This is a genomic window from Pseudomonas fluorescens, from assembly GCF_902497995.1.
GTDB lineage: Bacteria > Pseudomonadota > Gammaproteobacteria > Pseudomonadales > Pseudomonadaceae > Aquipseudomonas > Aquipseudomonas fluorescens_BK.
The window spans coordinates 1-504 of record NZ_CABVII010000085.1; the positions used below are offsets into that span (position 1 = coordinate 1).

1 protein-coding gene is annotated in these 504 nt (G+C 67.5%); it reads left to right on the forward strand.

What is annotated here, in order from left to right; all coding sequences use genetic code 11:
• Positions 1–504, forward strand: a 504-nt coding sequence (locus F8N80_RS31035; protein WP_150785351.1) for a thioesterase domain-containing protein, incomplete at both ends; no start/stop codon positions are given.

Here is a 504-nt window from a genome sequence, read left to right on the forward strand (position 1 = left end):
GGTCGATGCACTCGAGCAGAGGCTGGCAGCGCTGTGGGCCGAGGTGCTGAAGCTGGAGCAGGTCGGTCGGCATGACAGTTTCTTTGAACTGGGTGGGCATTCCTTGCTGGCGATCCGGCTGGTCAGCCTGATGGAGGAGGCGGGGTTGGCGGTATCGCTGGCCGAGTTGTTCCAGCACGCCAGCGTCGCCTCGGTGGCCACGATGCTGCGCCAGCGTACGGCTGCGCCGGTGCGCGATGCCTCGGTGGTCACGGTGCGCAGCGGTGGCTCGCAAGCGCCGTTGTTCCTGGTCCATGAATTCAGCGGCATGGACGTGTATTTCGCGGCGCTGGGCCAGCATCTGCCCGGTGACTACCCGATCTACGGCCTGCCGGGCGTCGCGCTGGGCGAGCCGCACCTGAACACCATGGAAGGCCTGGCGGCGCGCCTGGTCGGGTTGATTCGCGGCATTCAACCCCACGGCCCTTACCGGGTCGCCGGTTGGTCGTTTGGCGGGGTGCTGGC